The sequence below is a fragment of the Acidovorax sp. Root219 genome, from assembly GCF_001428665.1.
Taxonomy (GTDB): Bacteria; Pseudomonadota; Gammaproteobacteria; order Burkholderiales; family Burkholderiaceae_C; genus Acidovorax.
This window is the reverse complement of record NZ_LMIJ01000010.1, coordinates 250,113-275,275: the sequence shown is the minus strand read 5'-3', so window position 1 is coordinate 275,275 and position 25,163 is coordinate 250,113. Positions and strand designations below refer to the sequence as shown.

Sequence of the window (25,163 nt, the reverse complement as noted above, 5' to 3'; positions counted from 1 at the left end):
GGAGAAAATGGTGAGACAGGGAATTCGTGGGGAGATGGAAGGTTCAGGCCGCCGCGCGCCGCTGGCGCAAGGTGTCCACGATGACCGCCGCGACGATCACCACCCCCGTGATGATGCGCTTGCTCGGCTCGCTGGCACCCACCTGCGCCAGGCCGGCCTCCAGCACTGCAATGATCAGTACGCCGAAGGCGGTGTTCACCACCGAGCCGCGCCCGCCCATCAGGCTGGTGCCGCCGATCACCACGGCGGCAATCACCTGCAGCTCCATGCCCGTGCCGGCATTGGGGTCGGCCGCCTCCAGGCGTGCCGACTGCATCAACCCGGCCAGGCCGGCCAGCAGACCGGTCACGGCGAACACGATGACGCGGATGGGCCGTGGGTCCACACCGGCCAGGCGCATGGCCTCCTCGTTGGTGCCAATGCCGACCACGCAGCGGCCGAACACCGTGTGCGTGAGCACCAACTGCGCCACTACCACCAGCGCCAGCGCGATCAGAAAGGCCACCGAGATGCCGCCGAGCATCGGCGCGGACAGCCATGAGATCGCGTCGCCCACGTACTGTGTGCGCGAATCGGTCACCACGTAGGCCCCGCCGCGCACGGCCTCGAGCATGCCCAGCGAGACGATGAAGGACGGCAGGCGCCACGCCACCGACACGGCCCCGGTGACGGTGCCGCAGATGAGACCCGTGGCCAGCGCCAGCAGCGCGGCGGCGGGCACGCTCCATTTCCACTGCACGATGGCGGCGGCCGAGGTGGCGGCGGCCAGGGCCATCACCGAGCCCACCGAGAGGTCGATGCCGGCGATGATCAGCACGAAGGTCATGCCCACGGCCATCACGGCCAGCGCCGGGATCTCGTTGGCGATGGTGACGAAAGTCTCCACGCTCCAGAAGTAGTCGGAAAGGGTGGAGAACAGCGCCACCATGCCCGCCAGCACGGCCATCAGCCCGAGGTAGGTGCCCAGCTGGCTGCGCCAGGCGGGCGTGGGGCGGGGTGCTGCAACAGCGACAGCGGCAGGGGATGCGGGGGCGTTCATACGGTGGCGGGACTGGAAGAGGATGAATGGCCAGGGGCTTCGCGGCCACCCGGCTCGGAGAATGCAGCGGCCAGCAGCGATTGCTCGGACCACTGCCCGCGCTCGAACACGGCCACCAGGCGGCCGGCGCTCATCACGCCGATGCGGTCGGCCATGGCCATCAGCTCGCGCAGGTCGGACGAAACCATGAGCAGTGCACGCCCGCTGGCGGCCATGCGGTCGAGCTCGCCATAGAGTTCGGCGCGTGCCCCCACGTCCACGCCACGCGTGGGTTCGTCGAGCAGCAGCACCCGGCCTTCGCGGTGCAGCCAGCGTGCGAACACCACCTTCTGCTGGTTGCCGCCCGAGAGCGTGCCCACGGGTTGTTCGGGGCTGCGGCAGCGAATGCCCAGTGTCTGGACGAATCCCTGCACCAGGCGGTTTTCCTTGGCGCGCTGCAGCCAGCCTGCGCGGGAGATGGTGGAAAGATCGGACAGCGTGGCGTTGATGCGGATGGATTGGCCCAGCAGCAGGCCCTGGGACTTGCGGTCTTCGGTGACCAGGCCCACGCCGGCCGCGATGGCCTGCATCGGTGAGGCAAAGCCGCGTTGCAGTACGCGCGGCGCGGCGCCTTCCGCAGTGTCAGGATCAGGGTGCAGGGTGACGCTGCCCCGGTCGGCGCGGTCCGCGCCGAACAGCAGCCGCACGAGTTCGGTGCGGCCCGAGCCCACCAGGCCCGCAATGCCGAACACCTCGCCAGCGCGCAGCTCCAGGCTCACGTCCTGCACCGCCGTGCCCCGGCCGATGCCCTGGGCGCTCATCACCATCGGGCCGGCGGCGCGGCGCGGGCGGTGCTCCAGGTCGCTGACGGAGCGGCCCACCATGCGCTGCACCAGGTCGTCCTCGCTCATGCCGGCCATGGGGCGCGCGTCCACCAGGCGGCCATCGCGCAGCACAGCCACCCGGTCGGCAATGCGGCGCAGCTCTTCCAGGCGGTGCGACACGTAGACGATGGCCACACCGCGCGCCGTGAGGCGCGCGATCTGGTCGAACAGGTAGCTGGTCTCGCGCGGGGTGAGCATGGCCGTGGGCTCGTCGAGCACCAGGATGCGTGTGTCGTCCTGCAGGTTGCGCGCAATCTCCACCATCTGCTGCTGCCCTATGCCCAGCTGCGACACGGGCGTGGCGGGGTCGATGCTGTCCAGGCCGATTTTGGCCAGTTGCGCGCGCGCAGCAGTATGCAGTGCATCGCGCCGCAACCAGCCCGCGCGGTGCGGCAGGCGGCCCATGAGCAGGTTCTCGGCCACGGTGAGCGTGGGCACCAGGCCCAGCTCCTGCATCACCATGCGCACGCCCAGGCGCTCGGCCTCGCGGCGCGAGGCAGGGGCGTAGGTCTCGCCGGCCAAGCGCATGCCGCCGCGCGTGGCCGATTCCAGCCCGCAGACGATCTTGGACAGGGTGCTCTTGCCCGCACCGTTCTCCCCCGTGAGCGCCAGCACCTCGCCGGCGTTGAGCGCGAGCGTGATGCCGTCGAGCACGGTGGCGGTGTAGTCCTTGCCCACTGCGTCGATGCACAGCAGCGGCGCGGCAGGGGCTTGGGAGGCACGTCTGTTCATATCGTCCAGCGGCTGGGAGTGGCGGCTGAGAGCGGCCGTTTACTTGCTGCCCTTGGTGACCAGCACCACGTCGGTCTTCACCTCGGCGGGCAACTGGGCCTGGGGCGTCTTGGCGGCAATCGCCTTTTGCGCCAGCTCGATGCCAAACACGGCCTGCTTGGCGGCGTACTGGTCGGCGGTGGCCAGCACGCGGCCATCGGCCAGCATGGGCTTGATGGCGCCGATGTTGTCATAGCCCACCACCTGCACCTTGCCCGCCTTGCCCGCGGCCTTGACGGCGGCGACCACGCCCAGCGCCATGCTGTCGTTGCCGGCCAGCAGGGCCGTGAGGTCGGGGTGCTCGCGCAGCATGCCGGCGGCCACGGTGTTGCCCTTCTCGATCTCCCACTGGCCCGACTGCACACCCACCACGGTGATGCCGGCGGCCTGCATGGCGTCCTTGTAGCCCAGGGTGCGCTGCTGTGCGTTGAAAGTGGTCGACACGCCCTCGATGATGCCCACCTTGTCGCCCGACTTGAGGGACTTGGCCAGGTGCTCGCCCACCAGCTTGGCGCCGGCGCGGTTGTCCGGACCGACGAAGGGCACGGTCAGGTTCTTTTCCTTCAGGGCATCGCCGTCCAGCCGGTTGTCGATGTTGACCACGATGATGCCCTTGTCCACGGCGGCCTTGACGGCCGGCACCAGGGCCTTGGAGTCGGCCGGGGCGAGCACGATGGCGCTGACCTTCTGCGCCACGGCCTGCTCGATCATCTTGATCTGGGCCGCCGTATCGGTCTCGTTCTTGATGCCGTTGGCCACCAGCGTGTACTCGCTGGCGTGGGCCTTCTGGTGCGCCTTGGCGCCGTCTTCCATGGTGCGGAAGAACTCGTTGGCCAGCGACTTCATGACCAGGGCGATCTTGGGCTTGTCCTGCGCCCAGACGGGGCTGGCAAGCATGCCGCCGAGCACGGCAATGGCGGCGGCGGTCTGAACGGAACGGCGGGTGAACTGCATGGTGTCTCCTGTTGGAATGGTGGGCAAGGCACGGCCACCGAAAAGCCGCGCGAAATTGCGCGAGAGCCCCGGTGGCGTACCAAGCCAGTGCTGTGTCGCCTGGCAATCATATCGCTCGCAATCGTTTGCGCAAACGATTGCTAATCGGGGATTACCCTAAAAAGTGCGATGCGCGAAGCGCAGTCGAGGTGCCTCGGGACGCATCCACTGGGCATACCGGGGAGCCGAAAAAAGGGCGCCGAAGCGCCCTGGAAAATGGGGTGGCCAGTGTCGGCCGAGGTGCTATGCCGTGGGCGCGCGCAGCTCGCGCCGCAGGATCTTGCCCACATTGCTCTTGGGCAGTTCGTCGCGGAACTCGATGTACTTGGGGCGCTTGTAGCCGGTCAGGTTCTCCTGGCAGAAGCGGGCCACGTCTTCCTCGCTCAGGGCCGGGTCGCTCTTGATGACGAAGATCTTGATCGCCTCGCCCTGCTTCTCGTCGGGGATGCCGATGGCCGCGCACTCCACCACGCCGGGGCACAGCGAGACGACCTGCTCGAGTTCGTTGGGGAAGACGTTGAAGCCGCTGACCAGGATCATGTCCTTCTTGCGGTCGATGATGCGCGTGTAGCCGCGTTCGTCCATGATGCCGATGTCGCCCGTGCGCATGAAGCCGTCGGCCGTGAAGGCCTTGGCGTTCTCCTCGGGCTGGTTGTAGTAGCCGGTCATCACGTTCGGGCCGCGGATGCAGATCTCGCCCGATTCGCCCTGCGCCAAGCTGTTGCCTGCGTCGTCCTTGATGGCAATGTCGATGCCCGGCAGCGGCAAGCCGATGCTGCCGCTGAACTCGGTGTTGGTCACCGGGTTGTTGGTGCCGATGGCGCAGGTTTCGCTCATGCCCCAGCCCTCGATCATGGTGCTGCCCGTGAGCTTCTGCCATTGCTTGGCCGTGCCCTCCGACGCGGCCATGCCCCCGGCCTGCGACACGCACAGGTGCGAGAAGTCGAGTGTGCGGAACTGCGGGTTCTGCAGCAGCGCGTTGAACAAGGTGTTCACGGCGGGCAGCATGTGGAAGGGGCGCTTCTTGAGTTCGGCCACGAACTTGGGGATGTCGCGCGGGTTCGGGATCAGCGTGAGGCTGGAGCCCTGGCGGATGGCCAGCAGGCACAGCGTGAGCGCGAAGATGTGGTACAGCGGCAGCGCAGCAATGCTGTTGGCGCGGCTGAGGTCGCCGACCTTGGACAGGGCGGGGGTGAACCAGGCCTCGGCCTGCAGCGTGGCGGCGACGATGCAGCGGTGGGTGAGCACCGCGCCCTTGGACAGGCCGGTGGTGCCGCCCGTGTACTGCAGGAAGGCGATCGAGTCGAGCGTGGCCTGGCTGGGCGCCAGCGTGCGGCGCTCGCCCAGGGCGAGTGCCTTCTTGAACGGGACCACCTTGCGGCCGTTGGTCAGCGGCAGCTCGTAGGCCGGCACCATCTTCGCCAGGTGGCGCACGGCAAACGTGATCCAGCGGCCGAACCACGGGCCGAGCAGGTCGCCCATCGAGGCCATGACCACATGCTTCACGGCCGTGTTGTCGATCACCTCGGCCAGCGTGTGGGCAAAATTTTCCAGGATCACGATGGCCGTGGCACCCGAGTCCTTGAGCTGGTGCTGCAGCTCGCGCGCGGTGTACAGCGGATTCACGTTCACGCAGGTGTAGCCGGCGCGCAGCACGGCGGCCATGGTCACGCCGAACTGGGGCACGTTGGGCAGCATGATGGCCACACGGGCCCCGGGCTCAAGCCCCAGGCCCTGCAGGTAGGCGCCCATGGCGCCGGACAGGCGATCAAGCTCGCCGTAGGTCATCCACTGGTCCATGCAGACCGAGAAGGGGCTCGATGCGTTCTTGCGGAAGGACTCCTCCAGCATATGGGCCACAGAGCGGTATTGCTCGGGCTTCACGTCGTGCGGGACGCCCGGGGGGTAGCTCTTGAGCCAGATCTTTTCCATGCGCTTTTCCTTGCTCGCCAGTAAGTGTTGGGCACAGATTGTCAAAGCGCGAGGGGGCAATCAGCTATCGGGCTTGTCCTAGGGTGCGGGCCAGTTCGGTCCCCGAGGTGACAGCATCGCCGTCGAACAGCAGGTGCATCAGTGCCTGCTCGCGCTGCTCGATGGTGGCCAGGAACTGCTCGACCGCGCCGCGCTGGCGTGCCAGCTGGCCGAAGGTGTCGAACCCGGCTTCGAGAAACTGCTGCAAGGCACCCATGCCGGCTGCCGTGGCAGGCCCGCGCATCATGCGCAGCATGGTGCGCAGGCCGGGCGTGCGGGTCAGGCGCGCCAGGTCGCGCCCCATGGCCAGCACCCGCGCCAGTTGCTGCTCGCGTCCGGTGCGCTGGCCCACGGCGCGCCATGCGGCGGCGTAGCGGGGGGCTTCGGGTGCGGCGGCATCGGCCTGCAGCCAGGCGCGGCCCATGTCCTGGTCCAGGTTCTCGGTCTGGGCATGCAGCACGGCCAGCGCCACGGCGGTGTCCACCACGGGGCGGGGAAACATGGTCTGCAGTGTCCCTGCGATGCGGGCGAACTGCTGGTCGCGGGCCGTGTAGTCTTTGTCGCTGTAGAGCTCCTCCAGAAAGAAGCGCGCTGCCGGACCAAACGCGGGCGACGCCATCAGGTCGGCATAGGTGCCGGCAAAGCGGCGCGCCTGCAGCGTTTTGACGGTGGCCACCACCGCCCCCAGGGGCACGTCCCCCGTGCGGTGCAGGCGCAGCGCGTTGACATCGGCAATGCTGTCGCGGATGGTCTGGGCCGCGTCCATAGGTCCGTCTCCTGAGGCCGCACAATGCAGCGACGCCATTAGAACCTGTTCAAAATGGTCTTGCACAGCGTCGTTGACGGGAAACAACTCCATTCAAATCATGATTGCGCACGGGCAAAAAATCCTTCTCCTGATTCTGGCGCTGGCTGAAGCCGCCTGGCTGGCCTGGCAGTGGCCACAATCCCCCGCGCGGGCGCTGGCCGGTGCGCTGTTGCCCCTGGCCTGGTTCTGGCTGGTGATGGCCATCGAATTCGTGCTCATGCACCGGCTCAATCGGCGCGAAGTCGCACCACGGGCGCGCCTGTCCCAGGTGGTCGGCGCCTGGTGGGCCGAGATATGGGTGTCCCTGGTGGTGTTCTGCTGGCGCCAGCCGTTTCGCCACCAGGCGGTGGGGGACTGGCTGCCGGGCCAGGCGACGGGCCGCCGCGGCGTGGTGCTGGTGCACGGCTTCATGTGCAACCGGGGGCTGTGGCTGCCCTGGTATGCGCCGCTTCGGGCGCAGGGCCATGCCCATGTGGCGGTGAACCTGGAGCCGGTGATGGGCTCCATCGACGACTATGCCGCGATCATCGAGGACGCCGTGCTGCGCGTGACGGCTGCCACCGGCATGGCACCGGTGTTGCTGTGCCACAGCATGGGTGGCCTGGCGGTGCGCGCCTGGCTGCGCGTGCATGCGGCCGATGCGCGCGTGCACCGCATCCTGACCCTGGGTACGCCGCACGGCGGCACGTGGCTCGGGCGCTTCAGCCGCGCCGTCAACGGTCGCCAGATGAGCCTGGCAGGCGACTGGGTGAAGGGCCTGCTGAGCGTGGAGCCGCAGGGGCGGGCGCAGCGCTTCACTTGCTGGTACTCCAACTGCGACAACATCGTCTTCCCGGCCAGCACCGCGACCCTGGTCGGGGCGGACAACCGCTTCCTCGACGGCCTGGCGCATGTGCAGATGGCACTGCACCCCGAAGTGATGGCTGCCTGCCTGGCAGAGATCGGCAAGGACTGACTTGGCCCTGGCGCGGCGCACCAGCCCAGCCGCTTATTCGATCTTGATCTTCGCGGCCCGGATCAGGAACTCGTACTTGCTGTTTTCCGAGCGCACGAACTGCGCGAACCCGTCCAGCGTGAGCTCCTCGGGGGTGATGCCCATCTGCTTGAACTTCTCTTTGCCGGCCGCCGACTGCATGGCGGCCGTGAAGGCCGCCGCGTAGCGCTGCGCATCGGTCTGCGGCAGCGATGCCGGTGCGAACAGCCCGAACCAGGTCGAGACGTTGAAGCCCTGCACGGCATCGTTGATGCTGGGAACCTGCGGCAGCGCGTCGCTGCGGCTCAGGGTGGTCACGCCCAGCGCGTGCAGCTTGCCCGAGCGGATGTGCGGCAGCGCCGACGCGAGGTTGTCGAACACCATCAGCACCTGGCCCGACTGCAGCGCTGCCAGCGCCGGGTTCGAGCCCTGGAAGGGCGTGTGGCCCATCTTGGTGTTGGTCAGCGACTTGAACATCTCGGCCGAGATATGGCCGATGCTGCCGTTGCCGCCCGAACCGTACTTGGCCTGGTCGGGGTTTTTCTTGAGGTACTGCACCAGGTCGGGCGTGGTCTTGATGCCCAGCTTGGCTGCCTGCTCCGCGTTCACGACCAGCACGTTGGGTGTGCGGGCCACAAGTGCGATGGGCTTGAAGTCCTTGATGGCGTTGTACGGGAAGTTCTTGTACAGCCAGGGGTTCACTGCATGGGTGGCCACGGCGCCCATCAGCAACTGGTTGCTGCCGGCCGGTGACTTGGCCACCAGGTCGGCGCCGGTGCCGCCGCCGGCGCCGGGCTTGTTCTCCACCTTGATGGCGCCCAGTTGTGCAGCGGCGCCTTCCGCGATGATGCGGGCCGAGGTGTCCAGAGGGCCGCCCGCAGGGTAGGGCACCACGATGGTCATCGGGGCGGAAGGGGTCTGGGCCAGGGCGGCGGTGGCCGCCATGGCCAGGGCCACACTGAACAAGGTGCTACGGAGCGACATCGGGATCCTCTTGATTTCCGGAGTGCGCAGTATATGCACGTGTACAGGGTTTACCCTTTGTTACTTACCGAATGGTCAAACCGCCTGTACAGGTGGAACGCGCTCAAGAGGCGATTGGCTGTGCCCCGCTTCAGCGGACGGGAATTCCGCCCTGGAGTGCACGCAACGCCAGGGCGGCATCCACGCGCTGCAGTTCTTCCGGCGTGAACAGCTGCTGGCGCAGTGCCTGAGCCGCCGCCTCACCCTGTCCGGTGCGCGCCTGGCTGAGTTCGTCGAGCCGGCTTTGCCACTGCTGCTCCTCGCGGTCCAGTTGCGCCAGGGCATGGGCGGCCTGCTCCCCGAACTGTGCGCTGCGCGCCGTGTGGCGCTGGAAATCGCCCACGCCCTGGGCGTTGAAGGCGGCCGTCTGCGCGGCGGCATCCATGTGGGCCGTGGCTGCAGCGCGCTCGGCACGGCGCTCGGGAGCGAGTTCGGCTTCGGTGGCGCGCAGCGCGCTGTCACGCTGCTGCGGAGTGAGTTGGGTATTGCGCGCGATCTCCAGGCGCGCCAGGGTGTAGCGGTCGAGTTCGGCCTCCTGTGCAAACAGGGCGTCGTACTCTTCGTCCTGGAAGTGCTGCTGCCGGATCTTCTGGCGCGCCTCCATGGCCTCGCGCAATGCGCGCGGATCACCGGGGTCGCGGGGGGCCGACAAGGCGCCCAGTGCCACGCGGTAGTCCACATAGCGCTCGGTCAGGGCCAGGGCGCGCGTGGCCAGTTCGGCGGGGAAATACTTGCCCACCAGTTGCGCCAGGCGTTGCTTGAGCGCTTCGGGATCGCTGGCTTCGCCGGCTTCGAAGAGGAGGGCCTCCAGCGTGTTGCGCAGGCCGGGCACCAGCAAGGGGTCGGCCCCCCCGGCTGTCGAAGAGGCGGCCGGGGCAGCGGCGAGGGCTGCGGAAGCCGGTGTGAGCGCTGCCGATGCCGTGTGGCCGGCGGGCGCCGCCGCGCCTGCCGCAGGCAAAGCCGCGCTGGCGCCAGGACCGGTGTCCTGGCTCGCCTCGGCCCGCCAGGCCCGCCACCCGAGCACGGCCGCGACCATCAATGCCAGCACAATGGCAGCGGTTACGGCAGGGCGGGGGAAACGGTCCATGGCGGTGATCATCGCAAAATCACAGGCCGGCCGCCTTGAGGCGGTTGGCCTGCTGGCGGTACAGCGTGACCGGGTCGGTCGAGAACCAGTCGCGCAGGCCCACGAGCTGGTTCACTTCATCGAGGTGGTTCTGGCGGTAGTCGCCCAGGTGGGTGCCCAGGCGCGAAGAGCAGGCCGAGACCAGGCCGTCGCTGGCTTCGCCAAAGACCAGGCCCAACACGCCGAGCAGGGCGTCGCTGGCGTCGAGCACATTGGTCAGGGTCTTGGTACCCGTCCAGGAGTAGTAGCGCACGCCGTTGACCAGCTCGGCGCCATTGCCGCAGCCTGCGGTGGGAACGCCCTGCGGGAAGCGGCGGTTGAACGCGGCCGAGCCGGCGGTGGTGAGCGAATCGAGCGCAGCCGTGGGCATCTGCGGCAGGCCTGAGCCGCCCGAGGTCAGGTTGATCAGCGCCACCAGGGCCGATGCCGCGCCGCTGGCGACGGTTTCGGACACCGAACCCGCGGGCGCCACGCCGCGCAGGATGTCGGCCACGCGGGACCCCCGGTTCACGCCGCCCACCGAGGTCACCGAGGCGATCTTGCCCGGGGCCACGCCGGCCACGTAGCGCGCGGTGGGGCCGCCATGCGAGTGCCCCACCAGGTTCACCTTGGCTGCGCCGGTGATGGCCAGGATGTTCTTCACCTGGGCCAGCAATTGCTCGCCGCGCACTTCGGTGCTGTTGGCTGCCGAAACCTGGGCCACGTAGACCTTGGCTCCGCCCTGGCGCAGCGCGTCGGGAATGCCGTAGAAGTAGTCCACGCCCAGCGCCGAGTCGAAGCCGAAAAGGCCGTGCACCAGCACGATGGGGTAGCGCGTCTGCGTGTACCCGGCCTGTGCGTGGGCACTGGCCCCGAGGAGCAGTATTGATACCGTGGCGGCGAGCGCCAGTCGCCGCAGAAGGTGGCCAAAGAAACCTGTCATGTGCTTGTCTCCGTTGATGGATATTTTTGGTTCTCACAAAAAAGAACGACCGTTCGTTTTTGCGGTATTCATTGTTCTTTGGCAGCCCCTGGTGTCACTATCGGGACATACCCGAGTTTGGTGAAGGGCCATCGCGGTCGACGCCAATTTCGTAGAATCCTGCGCCATGACTGCTTTCAACGCACTTGACAAGCTGGATCGAGCAATCCTGCGCCGTTTGCAGGAAAACGGCAGGGAAACCTACGACGTGATCGGCGAGCAGGTGGGCCTGTCGCCCAGCGCCGTGCTGCGCCGGGTCAAGCGGCTCGAAGACAGCGGCGTGATCGCGCGCTACGTGGCCCTGGTGCCGCCCGAGGCCGTGGGCCTGGGGCTCACCGCCTACCTCAACGTGCGCCTGGAAAAGCACACCGAGAGCCACAAGCGCAACCCCATGGACGTGTTCCGCGCGAGCGTGCAGACCTGGCCCGAAGTGGTCGAATGTGCCTCGCTCACGGGCGAGATGGACTACCTGCTGCGCGTGGTGGTGGCCGACATGGCGCACTACAGCCGCTTCATCATGGACACGCTGCTCAAGCACCCCAGCGTGCAGGACTGCAAGACCAGCTTCGTGCTGGACCGTGTGAAGGCGACCACGGCCGTGCCCGTGTGAGAATCCGCGGGCCTGCTCCCATGCCAGGGGAGGTGTTTCACGGATGCCCATGATCGCCATCGACGACCTGCACTTCGGCTACGGCCGCAACGCGCTCTACCAGGGGTTCTGCGCAGAGGTGCGCCAGCCCGGCATCTACGGCCTTTTCGGGCGCAACGGCAGTGGCAAGTCCACCTTGCTCAAGCTCCTGTGCGGGCTGCTCACGCCCTGGGGCGGGCAGGTGCGGGTGATGGGCCAGGTGCCCCGCCAGCGAGCGGCGGACTTCCTGGCCAGTGTCTACATCGTCCCCGAGGAATTCCACCTGCCCAATCTGACCACGGGCCAGTTGGCAGACACGCAAGGCGTGTTCTACCCGCGCTTTTCCACGGCTCTGTTCGGCGAATACCTGGCCGAGCTCGAGGTGCCCACCGCCAGTCGCTTCGAGGCCATGAGCCTGGGGCAGAGGAAGAAGGCGGCGATCGCCTTCGCGCTGGCGACGGGTACGCCGCTGCTGCTGATGGACGAGCCCACCAACGGGCTGGACATCGTCGGCCGCGGCCAGTTCCGTCGTCTGATGCAGCGCCCCGAGCATGCCGAGCGCGCCGTGCTCATCAGTACCCACCAGGCGCACGACCTCGAAAGCATACTGAGCCACATCTGGTTCATTGACCAGGGGCAACTGGCCCTGTCGGCGCGCATGGCCGATCTCGCCGGCGTGCTGCGCACCGGCGTGGCGAGCGGCGCGCAGGATTTGCCTGCCGCGCAGGACCTGCTGTACCAGGAGCGCATCGGCCAGCAGACTGCCTATGTGGCGCGGCATTCCCGATCCGATGCAGAGGCTCCGCTGGCTGGCGGGGCGATGCAGCTGGAGCTGCTCTACAAGGCACTGAGCCTCAACCGCGATGGCATGCTGGCGGCGCTGGTGCCGGCGCAGCAGACGGGCTTGTCCGTGGAGCAGGCATGAACATCGAATTCATCCCTGTGCGCGCCCCGGAATCGCCCACTTTTTCGTGGGCGCGCTGGTGGCGCCTTGCGCGGGCCCAGTGGGCCGAGCAGCGGCCCCAGTACCTGGCGCACCTGCTGGTGTGCGGAATGCTCTACATCGCGCTGCTGCTGTTCTTGCTGGGGGTTTCAGGCTTTTCTGCGTTCCAAACCGCGGTGCAGGTCTCGCTGTACTTTGGGGGCTTGTTTCTCACGGGCTTCGTGTTCGCCGGGCGCTATTTCGGGGCCATGGCGCAGCGCGAGTCGGCCTTGCTGGCATTGATGCGGCCCGCGTCGGTGTTCGAGAAATGGCTGCTGTGCGCCGTGGTGGTGGCCATGGCCTACCCGCTGGCCTACAGCCTGCTGTTCCTGGCGATCTCCTGGCCCGTGCAGCAGATGGTCATCGCAGTGCGCTCGGCCCTGGAGCCGCAGACCTTCAAGCCCGAGGACTATGCGCTCTTCGTGCCGCTGGCGAAGATGGCCGCCCGGCAGGCCATGCCGGTGCCCCAGCAGGCAGGCTTTCTGGTCGCTTTCTGGGCCCTGCAGGCCTTTGCCGTGGCGGGCTCGCTCTACTATGCGCGCGCCTCTTTGCTCAAGACCCTGGCGTTGGGCTTTGCGCTGTTCGTGCTCACGGCGCTGGTGTGCTCCGTGGCGGGTGTGCGGGGTGAGGTGCTGTTTGCCTGGTGGTCTTCGAGCGGGGCCGTGCCCCGGGATGCGGGCGTCCATGCCATCAACGCGCTGCTGTGGATCGGCCTGCCCGCGCTGCTGTGGCTGCAGGCCTATGTGCACCTGAAAGAAAAGGAGCTGCGGTGAGCACCCCCGTGGCCCCACGGCGTGCCCCGCCCCGGCGCGGGCGCTGGCTTTTTCTGGGAACCCTGCTGCTGTTCTGGACGCTGCTGTTCACGAGCGGCATGGATCGCTTCAAGAGGCCGGAGCCCACCGCCGTCGCCTACACCGTCGAGGCCCGGGCGCTGGTGGGCGTGAACGGTCTGCGGCTGGAGGAGGCGGGCGACAATGCCTCGCGGTTGTCGGTGCGCGTGGTGCTGGACGATGTGCCCGATGTGCGGATCACAGTGCAGTCGCGCCATGGGGACGGCGATGGTCCGGAGACGCTGCTCGGAAAATTCCCGGGGCTCACCGCCACCCGCGAAGGCGACACGCTGGTCCTGCACTGGACTGACGTGCCGGCGCCTGCCGGTGCGCAGCCCAGACGGCCTGGGAAACCCGCCGTGTGGATGGAACAGATCGTTCTGCCCACCCAGTTCAGGCACCTGGCACTCGCACGCGCCCGTATCGAAGCGCAAGCCCCCGTGGAGCGGCTGGAAGTGGCCGGGCAGGCTATCGCCGTACGCGGCACCGTCACACACCTGGACCTGTGGTCCACGCAGTGCCGGCCCTGTGGCACCTGGGTGGTGCCCGCAGTGGCCGAGGACCCGGCCCAGTGCGCGGAACGCACCCGCCGGGGCACGGCGTCGATGGAGGTGCAAGCGGCCGGCATGCGTTCACTGCGGGTGGACGCCCTCGCCGGGAAACTGGATCTATCGGAGACCCAGGGCCTGCAAAGCGCGGTTCTGCAACTGGGGGACTCCGTCGCAGTGTCGGTCGACCGTGCGAGCGTGCTGGAGAAGGCGCGCGGCAGCGCCAGGGATGATGCCCTTGGCCTGCCTGACGCCTGCGGCGTGCCGGCTGCGGCGCCCAGGCCCGTGCCCGTGTCGTCGGCCTATACATCGCAGGCCGAGGACACACCGGCCCGCCAAATGCCTTGAACGGCGAGCTGCCAACAGCGGGCAGTCCCCGTGTGGCCAGGGGTGTTGCTCTTGCATCCTGTGCGCCACAGGCTTAACGTGGCGCTGCCGGGCGGATGGCTCGCAGGGCTGGTGCGCAACCGGCATGCCGGTCGTTTTGCTATTAAATAGAGAGCATCCCGTGCCGGCTGTGTTTCATGTCATCCCACTTTTCGAAGGAATTCGACGCACCTCACTATTTTGCTGCAATGCAGCAAAAATCACTGGAAATTCCTAGGGAAAACCCTTATATTTGCAGCATGACCGCTACCAAAAACTGGCTCAAGGCATCCTGGGACGCAGGCCGGGGAATGCTGCGCCCGGTCACGGGGCGTCCGCATGAGAGCGAGGACAAAATGTCTCCACCGGTGATGGTTCCCATCCGTTCGCTCGGCCCTTCGTACCGCGAGCGCATCACGGCCCACCTGCTGCAGCTGGAGCCTGCCGACCGCTACCTGCGCTTCGGCTACGCGGCCAATGACGAGCAGATCCGCCGCTATGCGGACCAGCTCGACTTCAACCGCGACGAGATCTTCGGCATCTACAACCGGCGCCTGGAGCTCATCGCCATGGCGCATCTGGCGTTCTCCGAGCACCCTGAGTACAAGCACTGCGCCGAGTTCGGCGTGTCCGTGCTCAAGCAGGCCCGGGGCCGAGGCTTCGGTGCACGCCTGTTCGAGCGCGCCGTGATGCACGCCCGCAACGAGGGGGTGAACATGGTGTTCATCCATGCGCTGTCCGAAAACACCGCCATGCTCAAGATCGCCCGCAATGCCGGCGCTCAGGTGCGCCGCGACGGTTCGGAGTCCGAGGCCTACCTGCAGATCGCACCGGCCAGCCTGGACACCCGGATGGCCGAACTGGTCGAGCAGCAGTTCGCCGAGGTGGACTACCAGCTCAAGCGCCAGGCCAAGCAGTTCTGGGACTTTCTGGCCAGCGTGCAGGAAGTGCGCAGCGGCGTGCAGCATGCGCGCCACCAGTCCGCCGAATAGGCCGGACAGTGTGGGCAGGCGGTCCTGCACCTGCCGATTGGCCTCAGGACGACAGGCGATGTCACAACAATCCGCTATCCTAGGGGCCTGTTCCACTACCGCACGTCCTGCACTCCAAGACAGTGTCTGACCCGCACCCCGGGCGATTGCCCGAAAAGGAAGACAAGCGCACCTTCCTGCAGAAAGTCGCCGAGTTCATCCACCCCGGACCGGACTCGACCGAAGAGCTGATCGAAACGCTGGCCGAGGCCGAAGACAACGACGTCATTGGCGCCGAGTCGCGTGTGATGCTCGAGCGTGTGATCCGCATGGCCGACATGACGGCGGGCGACGTGATGGTGGCCGCGCCCCGCATGGATCTCGTCAACATCGATGCGCCGTTCGATGAGCTCCTGTACCTGGTCATCAACACGGCGCACTCGCGCTTTCCGGTGTACCAGGGCGAGCGCGAGAACATCATCGGCATCCTGATGGCCAAGGACCTGCTCAAGCTGCAGCGGGCGCCCGAGCTGAACATCCGCGCGCTGCTGCGCCCGGCCGTGTTCGTGCCCGAGAGCAAGGGCCTCAACGACCTGCTGCGCGAGTTTCGCGGCAATCGCAACCACCTGGCCATCGTGATCGACGAGTTCGGCCGCGTGGCAGGGCTCGTCACCATCGAAGACGTGCTCGAACAGATCGTGGGCGAGATCGAGGACGAGTTCGATATCCCCGAGGATGCGGGCGACATCTTCGCCCTGGCCGACCGCACCTACCGCGTGAGCGGCGACACGCCCATCGAACGCGTGGCCGAGTCCTTCGAGGTCACGCTGCAGGGCAGCGATGCCGAGGAACAATTCGACACCATTGGCGGCCTCATCGCCCACGAGATGGGCCATGTGCCCAAGCGTGGCGAGCAGGTGGAGCTCGGTGGCCTGCACTTCGTGGTGCTGCATACCAAGGGCGGCGCCGTGCGCTGGTTCAAGGTATCGCGGATCGAAGAGAGCCAGGCTGGCGCTTGATGGGGTTGGCGTACCGAACGCAGGGATCCGGACTTGCCTTGCCCGTGCTGATCGCCGTGCTGGCGGGGCTCGCGCAGGCGGCCTCGCTGGCCTTGCCCTGGAATGGGCAGCCCCAATGGTGGCTGCAGATCGCATCGCTGGCCGTGCTGGCCTGGCAAGTGCGCGCGGGAGCCCCCACGGGGCGCCGTGGCGCGCTGCTGGGTTTTGCCTTTGCCACCGCCTGGCTGTGCGGCACCTTCTGGTGGCTCTATATCTCCATGCACACCTATGGCGGGCTGGCTGCGCCGCTCACGGTGGCTGCCATCCTGGGGCTGGCGGCCTTTCTGGCCAGCTACTACGCGCTCGCGCTCGGCGTCTTCTGCCGGCTGGCCGTGGTGCACCGTGCAGGCGCTGCGCTGCTGTTCGCAGCGCTCTGGACGCTGGCCGAGATGGCGCGCGGCTGGCTCTGGACCGGTTTTCCCTGGGGCGCCGGCGGTTATGCCCATGTGGATGGCCCGCTGGCGGCGTTGGCGCGCTACGTGGGTGTCTACGGCCTGTGCTTCGTCGCGGCCGCCATCGCCATGCTGCTCGTGCAGGCGCGCGCCAGCGATCTGCTCCGCCTGCGCGCCTGGGCCCTGGTGGCGGGCGGGCTGGCGGTGCTGGGTCTGGCCACGGTGGACCGCCACTGCGCCGTGGAGCTGTGCCACACCCCTGCGGCGCGCGCACCGGCCCCGCTGCAACTGGCGTTGTTGCAGGGCAATATCCCGCAGGACGAGAAATTCCAGCCGGGCTCGGGTGTTCCCATGGCATTGCAGTGGTACCGCGAGCAACTGGAGCGTGCCACCGCGCCCCTGGTCGTGGCGCCCGAGACGGCCATTCCCCTGCTGCCGCAGCAGCTGATACCGGGCTACCTCGAAGGCATCTCCCAGCGCTATGCCAGCGGCTCGCAGGCGGTACTGCTGGGCATTCCGCTGGGGGATGAGCGCGAGGGCTACACCAACTCGGTGCTGGGTGCACGGGCGGGGCTGGCCGAACCCTACCGCTACGACAAGCACCACCTGGTGCCGTTCGGCGAGTTCATCCCGCCCTTCTTCAAGTGGTTCACGCAGATGATGAACATCCCCCTGGGGGACTTCAACCGGGGGGGCTTGGGCCAGGCGCCGTTTGCCTTTGCGGGCCAGCGCATCGCCCCCAACATCTGCTACGAGGATCTGTTTGGCGAGGAGCTGGGAGCGCGCTTTGCCGATCCGGCCGGCGCCCCCACGGTGTTCGTCAATTTCAGCAACATCGGCTGGTTCGGCAATACGGTGGCCATCGACCAGCACCTGCACATCAGCCGCATGCGCGCGCTGGAGTTCGAACGCCCGATGGTGCGCGCCACCAACACCGGTGCCACGGCCATCATCGATCATCGGGGCGTGGTCACGCACCAGCTGGAGCGCCACACCCGTGGCGTGCTGCTGGGCGCGGTGCACGGCCGGGGAATGGATGCGCAGCAGGGCTGGGCCATCACGCCCTACGCCTTCTGGGTGTCGCGCTGGGGCCTGGTTCCCCTGGCACTGCTGGCGGCCGCCATCGTGCTGGTGGCGGCCCTCGGGGCGGGTCGGCGTGGCCGGGCGGTGCGGTCGAAAAACGGTGGTTTTCGGGAGTAGCGGGCCTTGATCCTGGTCAGCTGCGGCAGGGGTGCCCCAGTGCCCTGGCAGGCCAATGCGCGGCACAGGCTCGCCGTGCCTTGATAATAGAGCCCGCAAGCGGGGGCTTGTGTTGGATACAACGATGATTTGAAGCGGTGTGGCCGCTGTTCTGGAGCACGACTGAAAATGGCAGATTCCTTTTCCTACGAACAACTGATCGCCTCGGGCGAGGGCCGGCTGTTCGACGCTGACAGCGGGCGCCTGCCGCTGCCGCCCATGCTGATGTTCGACCGCATCACGCACATCGATAGCGATGGTGGCGAGCACGGGCTGGGAAAGGTCCGCGCCGAGCTGGACGTGCGTCCTGACCTCTGGTTCTTTGCCTGCCATTTCCAGGGTGACCCGGTCATGCCCGGTTGCCTGGGCCTGGACGCCATGTGGCAGCTGATCGGTTTTTACCTGACCTGGCTGCGCCTGCCGGGCAAGGGCCGCGCCCTGGGCGCCGGCGAAGTCAAGTTCACCGGCGAAGTGGGCCCGGACGTCAAATTGGTCACTTACGAGATCGACATCAAGCGCGTGATCAAGCGCAAACTGGTCATGGCCATCGGCGACGCGCGCCTGTATGCTGACGGCAAGGAAATCTACGTGGCCAGCGACTTGCGCGTGGGCCTGTTCAAGCGCGAGGAAGCCGGCGCAGCCCCAGGGGAGGCAGCATGAAACGCGTGGTCATCACGGGCACGGGCATCGTCTCGTGCATTGGCAATGACAATGCCAGCGTCACCGAGTCGCTGCGCGAGAGCCGTCCGGGCATCCGCGCCATGCCCCAGTTCACCGAGCTGGGCATGCGCAGCCAGGTGGCCGGCGTGCCGCAGATCAACCTCGAAGAGCTGATCGACCGCAAGCAGCTGCGCTTCATGGGCGATGCGGCGGCCTATGCCCACATTTCGCTGGCCAACGCCATTGCCGAATCGGGCCTCACGCCCGAGCAGGTCTCGCACCCGCGCACCGGGCTCATCATGGGCTCGGGGGGCGGCTCGCCCGCCAACCAGATCGAGGCCGCCGACATCCTGCGCAGCAAGGGCATCCGCCGCGTGGGGCCTTACCAGGTCACGCGCTGCATGAGCTCCACCGTGTCCGCCTGCCTGTCGACCAACTTCGGCATCAAGGGCATCAACTACTCCATCACCTCGGCCTGCAGCACCTCGGCGCACTGCATCGGCGCAGCCGCCCAGCAGATCGCCTGGGGCATGCAGGACGTGATGTTCGCCGGTGGCGGCGAAGAAGTCAGCTGGGGCATGGGCCTGCTGTTCGACGCCATGGGCGCCATGTCCAGCGCCTACAACGCCACGCCCGAAAAAGCCTCGCGCGCCTATGACGCCCACCGCGACGGCTTCGTGCTGTCGGGCGGCGGCGGTGCCGTGGTGCTCGAAAGCCTGGAACATGCACAGGCACGCGGCGCCACCATCCTGGGCGAAATCGTCGGTTTCGGCGCCACCTCGGACGGCGCCGACATGGTCGCCCCCTCGGGTGACGGCGCCATCGCCTGCATGCGCCAGGCCATCGCCACGGTGGACGGCTCCATCGACTACATCAACACCCACGGCACCTCCACACCCGTGGGCGACGTGCCCGAGTTGCGTGCGATCCGCGAAGTCTTCGGTGACGCCATTCCCCCGTTCTCGTCCACCAAGTCGCTCACCGGCCACTCGCTGGGCGCCACCGGTGTGCAGGAGGCGATCTACTGCCTTTTGATGCTGCGCCAGGGCTTCATCGCCGGCTCGGCCAACATCGACAACCTGGAGCCCGCCGCCGAGGGCATGCCCCTGGTGCGCGAGACGCGCGATGCGCCGATCCGCACCGCGCTGTCCAACAGCTTCGGCTTTGGCGGCACCAACGCCAGCCTGGTTCTGCGCCGATGGGATAACTGATCCGCGCGATCTCCGGCAACCCGCCATCCTGCAAGGGATGGGCGGGTTTTTTCATGCCCTCTGGTTCTGGGATGACAGGGCTTGGTGCAACAAGCCGGGGAGCATTGCCAGCATGCGCGTGGCCTGCAGGCCTGGGGGCAGGGCGCGTGCGTGGTAGCAGTACAGCGACATGGGCGGCAGTTCGTGCAGCTCCACGGCCACCATGGCCTCTGGGTCGAGTTGGGTGGCGGTGAGGAAGTCGACCACCGTCCAGCCCATGCCCCGGCGCACCAGGTCCAGCGCCAGGCGCGAGGTCTGCACCTGCAGCCCCGGGCCGGCGGGTGTGCCCAGGCGCTGGGCGATCTCGTCGATGGACTGGCGCATGGGATCGTCCCCCACGAGCCGGATCACCGGCACCTGGGCCAGCCGGGCTGCGGGCGTCACAGCGCGCGGCGCACGCGTCCACACCGACTGTGCCACGGCCAGGTACATGCGGCCGCTGACCAGCAGGTCGCTGCGCACCTGCGGATGCGGGTGCTTGTAGAAGCCCAGGCAGAAGTCCACGCTGCGCGTGAGCAGCGCCTGCGTCATCTGGTCCTGGTGGATGGTGCGCACCTCCACACCCACCTGCGGGTAGCGCAGCGCGTGCTCCTGCAGCACCAGGGGCAGGAATTCGTGCGTGATGGACGGAATGGCCGCCAGGCGCACGTCCCCGGTGTCGCTGGTGCCCAGGTTGCGCGCTGTGCGGCGCAATGCGTCGAGCTGGCGGTGGATGCCGCTGGACTCTGCTGCCAGCACCTGGGCCTCGGGTGTGGGCGTCAGGCCAGCCGGCGTGCGCACGAACAGGCGGTAGCCCAGCTGCAGCTCGGTGTGCGCCACGGCCTTGCTCACGGCCGAGGGGGTGATGCACAGCAGGCGCGCTGCCGCGCTCATGTTGCCGGTTTGCAGCACGGCCTGGAACACCTCGAGTTGGCGCAGGTTCATGGATATGAGTGAAATTCACAAGGAATGGCTGATTATTCCCTGTTGCTGTGCGCAAGTCTCTCATACGATCCGGCACCGCCAACGAGCGGGTGAGGGCGCAGCAGCAAAGTCTGTTGGCAAGCCTCTTCAAAACAACTGTCTGGAGATTTCCGTCATGCGCATTTCCCAACCCATGCACCGCTGGCTTGCCGGCCTGCTGCTCTCCGCTGCCTCGGCTGTGGCCATGGCCCAGGCCGCCCGCCCCCATGTCGTGGTGCTGGCCACCGGTGGCACCATCGCCGGTGCCGGCGCGTCGGCGGCCAACAGCGCCACCTATGCGGCGGCCAAGGTGCCGGTGGACAAGCTGCTGGCCGGCCTGCCCGAACTGACGGGCGTGGCCCGTGTCACGGGTGAGCAGGTGTTCCAGATCGCCTCGGAAAGCTTCACCAACGAGCACCTGCTGCAACTCGGCAAGCGCGTCTCGGCCCTGGCCAAGCAGGCCGACGTGGACGGCATCGTCGTCACGCATGGCACCGACACGCTCGAAGAAACGGCGTACTTCCTGAACCTGGTGGTGCGCACCGCCAAGCCCATCGTGGTGGTCGGCTCCATGCGCCCCGGCACGGCCCTGTCGGCCGACGGCGCGCTGAACCTGTACGACGCCGTGAGCGTGGCCGCCAGCAAGGATGCTGCCGGCAAGGGCGTGCTGGTCACCATGAACGACGAGATCCAGAGCGGCCGCGACGTCAGCAAGACCATCAACATCAAGACCGAGGCCTTCAAGAGCCAGTGGGGCCCGCTGGGCATGGTGGTGGAAGGCAAGAACTACTGGTTCCGCGCGCCGGTAAAGCGCCACACCACGGCGTCCGAGTTCAACATCGACGAGATCCAGGCCCTGCCCGCAGTGGACATCGTCTACGGCTACGGCAACATGAACAGCACCGGCATCGAGGCCTACGGCAAGGCCGGCGTGAAGGCGCTGGTCCACGCCGGCACCGGCAATGGCTCGGTGGCGGCCCAGGCCGTGGCCTCGCTGCAGGCGCTGCGCGCCCAGGGCGTGCAGATCGTGCGCTCGGCCCGTGTGCCCGATGGTTTTGTGCTGCGCAATGCCGAGCAGCCCGACGACAAGTACGACTGGGTGGTGGCCCACGACCTGCGCCCACAGAAGGCCCGCATCCTGGCCATGGTCGCTTTGACGAAAACAAACGACAGCAAAGAGCTGCAGCGCATCTTCTGGGAATATTGACAACCCCCTGAGCCGCTTCGCGTCTTCCCCCTGGAAGGGGGACGCCCCCAGCGCGGCGGGGCGGCCCTTGCGCGGGGGCGCTGGCTTTCGCCGTGCCAGTTTCGCAGCCTGGGATGTTGCGCGGCATTGAAGTGCTGATACTTGACTTGGCGCACCACGCGTGCGCCGACCGGTCGCCCCAAGGGGCGGCCACCGGTGCGCACCGGCAGACTGCCCGCGCAACTGGTTGGAAAGGCCGGGGCTCCAAAAGGGCCCCGGCCTTTGTACTTGGTGCTTTGTTTTCGCGCTCTGGCGCGGCCTCCCAGGGCCTTGCGAGCGAAGGCTTGCTGCAGCGCCGTAAAATCACGGGTTTTGCGCGCACGCTGCAAAGCCCCCCGGGTCTGTCTGCTGCGCGCCTTCGGCTTTTTCATCCCCCTTTGCCCGGCCCTGGTCCGCCAGCGCCACAGACGCCATGTTGACATTCCAGCAAATCATTCTGAAGCTGCAGTCCTACTGGGACGCGCAGGGCTGCGCCCTTTTGCAGCCCTACGACATGGAAGTGGGCGCTGGCACCTCGCACACCGCCACCTTCCTGCGCGCCATCGGCCCCGAGCCCTGGAAGGCCGCCTACGTGCAGCCCAGCCGCCGCCCCAAGGATGGCCGCTACGGCGAGAACCCCAACCGCCTGCAGCACTACTACCAGTTCCAGGTGGTTCTGAAGCCCGCACCGGCCAACATCCTGGAGCTCTACCTGGGCTCGCTCGAAGCGCTGGGCTTCGATCTCAAGAAGAACGACATCCGCTTCGTCGAAGACGATTGGGAGAACCCCACCCTGGGCGCCTGGGGACTGGGCTGGGAAGTCTGGCTCAACGGCATGGAAGTGACGCAGTTCACCTACTTCCAGCAGGTGGGCGGCATCGACTGCAAGCCCGCCACGGGCGAGATCACCTATGGCCTGGAGCGCCTGGCCATGTACCTGCAGGGCGTGGACAACGTCTACAACCTGACCTGGACCGAGGGTGCCGATGGCTCGAAATTGAGCTATGGCGACGTCTACAAGCAAAACGAGGTGGAGCAGTCCACCTACAACTTCGAGCACAGCGACGCCGACTTCCTGTTCACCGCCTTCAATGCGCACGAAAAGCAGGCCAAGCACCTCATGGAGCAGCAGCTCGCCCTGCCGGCCTACGAGCAGGTGCTCAAGGCTGCGCACAGCTTCAACCTGCTGGATGCGCGCGGTGCCATCAGCGTGACCGAGCGTGCTGCCTACATCGGCCGCATCCGCAACCTGGCGCGCGCCGTGGCGCAAAGCTACTACGAGAGCCGCGAGCGCCTGGGCTTTCCCATGGCCCCCCGCGAGTGGGTGGAGCAAATGCCCAAGAAAGCCGCCTGAGCCACCGCCGGAGCCCCTGAAAAATGACAACGCAAAATCTTCTGGTCGAACTGTTTGTGGAAGAGCTGCCTCCCAAGGTGCTCAAGAAGCTGGGCGATGCCTTCGCCAGCGTGCTGGCCGAGCAGCTCAAGGCCCTGGGCCTGGCCACGCCCGCATCTGCCGTGACGGCATTCGCTTCGCCGCGCCGCCTGGCCGCGCACGTGACGGCCGTGGCCGGCAAGGCCGCCGACAAGGCCGTGCAGCAAAAGCTCATGCCCGTGACGGTGGGCCTGGATGCCAGCGGCAACGCCGCGCCCGCACTGCTCAAGAAGCTGCAAGCCCTGGGCGCGGATGTGTCCGACCCGGCAGCGGCCGTGGCCGCCTTGAAGCGCGCCCCCGACGGCAAGGCCGAGGCGCTGTTCTATGACAGCGTGGTGCCTGGCGCCACGCTGGAAGAGGGGTTGCAGAAGGCACTTCTGGAATCCATCGCCAAGCTGCCCATTCCCAAGGTCATGAGCTACCAGCTCGAGTCCGACTGCGAGTTGCCCGGCTGGACCAGCGTGAACTTCGTGCGCCCCGCGCATGGCCTGGTGGCGCTGCATGGCAGCGCCGTGGTGCCCGTGAAGGCGCTGGGCCTGAAAGCCGGCAACAGCACCCTGGGCCACCGCTTCGAGGCGGCCGTGTCGCCTGTGGTGTTCAAGGATGCCGACAGCTATGCCGCCACGCTGCACAAGGACGGAGCGGTGATCGCTTCGTTCGCCGAGCGCAAGGCCGAGATCGCGCGCCAACTGGCCGCCGCCGCCGCCAAGGTGGGCAACGGTGCCCGCCCCATCGAGGACGATGCGCTGCTCGACGAAGTGACCGCCCTGGTCGAGCGCCCCAACGTGCTGACCTGCGCGTTCGAGCAGGAATTCCTCGACGTGCCGCAAGAGTGCCTGATCCTCACCATGAAGGCCAACCAGAAGTACTTCCCGCTGCTGGACGCCGCAGGCAAGCTGACGCACCAGTTCCTGGTGGTGAGCAACATCAGCCCTGAGGACGCGAGCTTCGTGATCGGCGGCAACGAGCGCGTGGTGCGCCCGCGCCTGGCCGATGCCAAGTTCTTCTTCGACCAGGACCGCAAGAAGACCCTGGCCTCGCGTGTGGACGGCCTGTCCAAGGTGGTCTACCACAACAAGCTCGGTACGCAGGGCGAGCGCGTGGAGCGCGTGCGTGCCATCGCCAAGGCCATCGCCGGGCAACTGGGCGATGCCACGCTGGTGGCGCAGGCCGACCAGGCCGCGATGCTGGCCAAGACCGACCTGGTGACCGACATGGTCGGCGAGTTCCCCGAGCTGCAGGGCACCGTGGGCCGCTACTACGCGCTCAACGACGGTCTGGGCGAGGTGGTGGCCGATGCCATCGAAGACCACTACAAGCCGCGCTTTGCCGGCGACACGCTGCCGCGCAATACCGCGGGCGTGGTGGTGGCCCTGGCCGACAAGCTCGAAACCCTGGTCGGCATGTTCGGCATCGGCAACCTGCCCACGGGCGACCGCGACCCGTTCGCGCTGCGCCGCCACGCGCTGGGTGTGATCCGCATGCTGGTCGAAAAGGACCTGCCGCTGGACCTGAACGCCCTGCTGGCCGGCGCCGTTCCGGCCTTCGGCGACAAGATCACCGATGCCTCGGCCGCCCTGGCCGACTTCATCTATGACCGCCTGGCCGGCAGCCTGCGCGAGCAGGGTTACAGCGCCCAGGAAGTCGACGCCGTGCTGGCCCTGCGCCCGCAGCGCCTGGCACTGGTCGAAAAGCAGCTGGCCGCCGTGCGTGCCTTTGCCGCGCTGCCCGAAAGCCCGGCCCTGGCCGCCGCCAACAAGCGCGTGGCCAACATCCTCAAGAAGGCCGGCGAGGTGGACGCCCACGTCAACCCCGAGCTGCTGCAGGAAAAGGCCGAGCAGGATCTGTATGCGGCGCTGCAGCGCTTCGTGCCCGAAGCCAACGCGCAGTTCAACGCGGGCGACTACACGGCATCGCTGCAGACCCTGGCCGTGCTGCGCGCCCCGGTGGACGCTTTCTTCGACGACGTGATGGTGAACGCCGAGCAGATGGACCTGCGCCTGAACCGCCAGGGCCTGCTCAAGAGCCTGCACGATGCGATGAACCGGGTAGCCGACCTCTCCCGCCTGGCGGCCTGACCTGCTAGGCTGGCGTCTGTCACAAGGGGATTCC

22 protein-coding genes are annotated in these 25,163 nt (G+C 67.4%); 13 read left to right on the top strand and 9 right to left on the bottom strand.

What is annotated here, in order from left to right; all coding sequences use genetic code 11:
* Positions 1 to 43: 43 nt before the first annotated feature.
* The 5 genes from ASE28_RS09570 to ASE28_RS09550 form a co-directional block, all read right to left on the bottom strand.
* Positions 44 to 1,039, bottom strand: coding sequence for an ABC transporter permease (locus ASE28_RS09570; RefSeq protein ID WP_057266396.1), 996 nt, complete (start codon positions 1,037 to 1,039; stop codon positions 44 to 46).
* The gene (locus ASE28_RS09565; RefSeq protein ID WP_057266395.1) at positions 1,036 to 2,634 is read right to left on the bottom strand and encodes a sugar ABC transporter ATP-binding protein; all 1,599 of its coding nucleotides are present in this window, start codon (positions 2,632 to 2,634) and stop codon (positions 1,036 to 1,038) included. Before ASE28_RS09565 ends, ASE28_RS09570 begins: the two co-directional genes overlap by 4 nt.
* A 39-nt stretch (positions 2,635 to 2,673) precedes the next feature.
* A complete protein-coding gene (locus tag ASE28_RS09560) occupies positions 2,674 to 3,627 on the bottom strand; it encodes a sugar ABC transporter substrate-binding protein (protein ID WP_057266394.1) in 954 nt (317 codons plus the stop codon).
* 282 nt (positions 3,628 to 3,909) lie between these two features.
* A complete protein-coding gene (locus ASE28_RS09555; RefSeq protein ID WP_057200003.1) occupies positions 3,910 to 5,598 on the bottom strand; it encodes an AMP-binding protein in 1,689 nt (562 codons plus the stop codon).
* A gap of 64 nt (positions 5,599 to 5,662) precedes the next feature.
* Positions 5,663 to 6,403 carry a hypothetical protein gene (locus tag ASE28_RS09550; RefSeq protein WP_057266393.1) on the bottom strand — a complete coding sequence of 247 codons (741 nt, stop codon included), beginning with the start codon at positions 6,401 to 6,403 and terminating at the stop codon, positions 5,663 to 5,665.
* Between the two features lie 100 nt (positions 6,404 to 6,503).
* Between ASE28_RS09550 and ASE28_RS09545 the strand changes: the two genes are divergently transcribed.
* Positions 6,504 to 7,400: a triacylglycerol lipase gene (locus tag ASE28_RS09545; RefSeq protein WP_057266392.1), complete on the top strand. Its 897-nt coding sequence runs from the start codon at positions 6,504 to 6,506 to the stop codon at positions 7,398 to 7,400.
* A gap of 33 nt (positions 7,401 to 7,433) precedes the next feature.
* Here the strand turns inward: ASE28_RS09545 and ASE28_RS09540 are convergent, their stop codons facing one another.
* The 3 genes from ASE28_RS09540 to ASE28_RS09530 all read right to left on the bottom strand — a co-directional run bounded on the left by ASE28_RS09540 (position 7,434) and on the right by ASE28_RS09530 (position 10,489).
* Positions 7,434 to 8,402, bottom strand: coding sequence for a tripartite tricarboxylate transporter substrate binding protein (locus ASE28_RS09540; protein WP_057266391.1), 969 nt, complete (start codon positions 8,400 to 8,402; stop codon positions 7,434 to 7,436).
* 130 nt (positions 8,403 to 8,532) lie between these two features.
* The gene (locus tag ASE28_RS09535; protein ID WP_235516082.1) at positions 8,533 to 9,528 is read right to left on the bottom strand and encodes a lipase chaperone; all 996 of its coding nucleotides are present in this window, start codon (positions 9,526 to 9,528) and stop codon (positions 8,533 to 8,535) included.
* A 19-nt stretch (positions 9,529 to 9,547) separates the two neighbouring features.
* Positions 9,548 to 10,489: a triacylglycerol lipase gene (locus ASE28_RS09530; protein WP_057266389.1), complete on the bottom strand. Its 942-nt coding sequence runs from the start codon at positions 10,487 to 10,489 to the stop codon at positions 9,548 to 9,550.
* Positions 10,490 to 10,655: 166 nt separating this feature from the next.
* Between ASE28_RS09530 and ASE28_RS09525 the strand changes: the two genes are divergently transcribed.
* From ASE28_RS09525 to fabB, 9 genes are all read left to right on the top strand, one after another.
* Positions 10,656 to 11,138 (top strand): Lrp/AsnC family transcriptional regulator, encoded by a 483-nt coding sequence (locus tag ASE28_RS09525; protein ID WP_057200007.1) that lies wholly within the window; start codon positions 10,656 to 10,658, stop codon positions 11,136 to 11,138.
* Positions 11,139 to 11,187: 49 nt separating this feature from the next.
* Positions 11,188 to 12,081: an ABC transporter ATP-binding protein gene (locus tag ASE28_RS09520; protein WP_057200238.1), complete on the top strand. Its 894-nt coding sequence runs from the start codon at positions 11,188 to 11,190 to the stop codon at positions 12,079 to 12,081.
* Positions 12,078 to 12,911, top strand: coding sequence for a hypothetical protein (locus ASE28_RS09515; RefSeq protein WP_057200008.1), 834 nt, complete (start codon positions 12,078 to 12,080; stop codon positions 12,909 to 12,911). The genes ASE28_RS09520 and ASE28_RS09515 overlap by 4 nt, the downstream gene beginning before the upstream one ends.
* On the top strand, positions 12,908 to 13,864 hold the full coding sequence (locus tag ASE28_RS09510; RefSeq protein ID WP_057266388.1) for a hypothetical protein: 957 nt from the start codon (positions 12,908 to 12,910) through the stop codon (positions 13,862 to 13,864). The genes ASE28_RS09515 and ASE28_RS09510 overlap by 4 nt, the downstream gene beginning before the upstream one ends.
* 278 nt (positions 13,865 to 14,142) lie before the next feature.
* On the top strand, positions 14,143 to 14,874 hold the full coding sequence (locus ASE28_RS09505) for a GNAT family N-acetyltransferase (RefSeq protein ID WP_057200010.1): 732 nt from the start codon (positions 14,143 to 14,145) through the stop codon (positions 14,872 to 14,874).
* A 122-nt stretch (positions 14,875 to 14,996) separates the two neighbouring features.
* Positions 14,997 to 15,872 (top strand): HlyC/CorC family transporter, encoded by an 876-nt coding sequence (locus ASE28_RS09500; RefSeq protein ID WP_057266387.1) that lies wholly within the window; start codon positions 14,997 to 14,999, stop codon positions 15,870 to 15,872.
* A complete protein-coding gene (lnt, locus tag ASE28_RS09495) occupies positions 15,872 to 17,503 on the top strand; it encodes an apolipoprotein N-acyltransferase (protein WP_057266386.1) in 1,632 nt (543 codons plus the stop codon). Before ASE28_RS09500 ends, lnt begins: the two co-directional genes overlap by 1 nt.
* A gap of 168 nt (positions 17,504 to 17,671) precedes the next feature.
* Positions 17,672 to 18,202, top strand: a complete 531-nt coding sequence (fabA, locus tag ASE28_RS09490; RefSeq protein WP_057200013.1) for a 3-hydroxyacyl-[acyl-carrier-protein] dehydratase FabA — start codon at positions 17,672 to 17,674, stop codon at positions 18,200 to 18,202.
* Positions 18,199 to 19,413: a beta-ketoacyl-ACP synthase I gene (gene fabB / locus ASE28_RS09485; protein ID WP_057200014.1), complete on the top strand. Its 1,215-nt coding sequence runs from the start codon at positions 18,199 to 18,201 to the stop codon at positions 19,411 to 19,413. Before fabA ends, fabB begins: the two co-directional genes overlap by 4 nt.
* 51 nt (positions 19,414 to 19,464) lie before the next feature.
* On the opposite strand, the gene ASE28_RS09480 is transcribed toward fabB, so the two are convergent.
* Complete coding sequence (locus ASE28_RS09480) at positions 19,465 to 20,376, bottom strand: LysR family transcriptional regulator (protein ID WP_057200015.1); 912 nt, start codon at positions 20,374 to 20,376, stop codon at positions 19,465 to 19,467.
* A 154-nt stretch (positions 20,377 to 20,530) separates the two neighbouring features.
* Between ASE28_RS09480 and ASE28_RS09475 the strand changes: the two genes are divergently transcribed.
* The 3 genes from ASE28_RS09475 (at position 20,531) to glyS (ending at position 25,129) form a co-directional block, all read left to right on the top strand.
* The gene (locus ASE28_RS09475) at positions 20,531 to 21,601 is read left to right on the top strand and encodes an asparaginase (protein WP_057266385.1); all 1,071 of its coding nucleotides are present in this window, start codon (positions 20,531 to 20,533) and stop codon (positions 21,599 to 21,601) included.
* 451 nt (positions 21,602 to 22,052) lie between these two features.
* Positions 22,053 to 22,973, top strand: coding sequence for a glycine--tRNA ligase subunit alpha (glyQ, locus tag ASE28_RS09470; RefSeq protein ID WP_057200239.1), 921 nt, complete (start codon positions 22,053 to 22,055; stop codon positions 22,971 to 22,973).
* 23 nt (positions 22,974 to 22,996) lie between these two features.
* Entirely contained in the window at positions 22,997 to 25,129 is a 2,133-nt protein-coding gene (glyS, locus tag ASE28_RS09465; protein ID WP_057266384.1) for a glycine--tRNA ligase subunit beta, read from the top strand.
* Positions 25,130 to 25,163: the final 34 nt, after the last annotated feature.